Genomic DNA, 1252 nt, shown 5'->3' on the forward strand with positions numbered 1-1252 from the left:
TTCACCGCGCAAGCTACAAGATCAAATCGCTGCAACCCTCGCTGTTTGATTAACGTGGCAGCAAGCTTGCTTTATCAGCGAGGAAAATCGCCGATTTCGGTTGATACTCCGTAGGCAAACGGCGCCGAAACTCATACTCGAAGGCAAACCGTCGATTTCGGTCGTTGCGGCAAATCGCTAGTTTTTGGCAGGCGAAATCCGTTTTTTGGCTAGTTCGTCAGAATTTTAACCGCACCTCCCGCCCCGCAATCGCGGCTAGAGCCTACTCTATACCGCTCGTAGGAATTTTGACTGCACGCATTCATATCTCGCAGGAGTCCGTACAAGGTCGGAATTTTATCTAAAACTGCGAGCTCGGCTCGCTAGCTTATCCGCGCAGCACAGTATGCTGAATAAAATTTAAAATTCCGCGCAGCGAAAATTCAGCCCGCGCGCCGCAATAAAGCTAAAATTTAAATTTGGCCTTGGCGACGAGAAGGCATTGTGCTTTAAATTTAAAACCGCGCGTAAAATTTTGAATGAAATTTTGATATAAGAATGGCGGCTAAATTTTAAATTTCATAAAATTTAGCCGCGAGATGAGGTGCTTACTTTCTTTCGTAGAAGCCCGCGAGAAGATCTTGTGATTTCATTTTATTATTAGTATCCTCTTTTCCGTCTGCGGTAAGTTTAAATTTATTCGATAGACTTACACTCTTATCATTATTTACGATGAAATTTAGCTCGATCGTAGCCTGCGACGGCGAACCCTCCCCCACCTTAAGTCCGATACTTGCGTCATATTGCTCTACTGTTAGCTGCGAGTAATAGATGGCTTCTTTAAGGTTTTTTACAATATAATCAACGCTATCTTCTTTTTGCAATTCCTCTTTTAACTTATTATCGCAATCAACTATCTTGTATCTATCGTCGTATTCTATTTTGCCTTTAGTTTTGAGCACTTCTTGAAATGTTGCCTCGCTAAACTTGCAATGTTCTTTTGCTAGCTTAAACAGACCTTGCGCGTCATAAGTCTTGCCTTTGTAAAAGATCTTAACGCTGTCTAAATATGCGTTTATCATCGTTTTTTGAGATGATTTAAACACCTCTGCTTTGATTTCCTTATTTCTTGCGTTTATAAGTTCCATATCCAAGTCGCACACCATTTTGACCGTCTTTAATCCGCCGTTTTCCTCTCTGCTCCACGTGATATTTTTACACATTTTCGAGCCCTCGATTGCCGTGCCGATACTCATAGACTTGAAATCAGGTA

At 41.9% G+C, this 1252-nt stretch carries 1 protein-coding gene; it reads right to left on the reverse strand.

What is annotated here, in order from left to right; genetic code table 11:
• Positions 1-587 precede the first annotated feature (587 nt).
• A partial coding sequence (locus tag Q0238_RS00160) for a hypothetical protein (RefSeq protein ID WP_297941670.1) occupies positions 588-1252 on the reverse strand: 665 nt, incomplete at its 5' end.

Origin of the sequence: uncultured Campylobacter sp., from assembly GCF_938045775.1 — a bacterium.
In the GTDB taxonomy this organism is placed as follows: domain Bacteria; phylum Campylobacterota; class Campylobacteria; order Campylobacterales; family Campylobacteraceae; genus Campylobacter_B.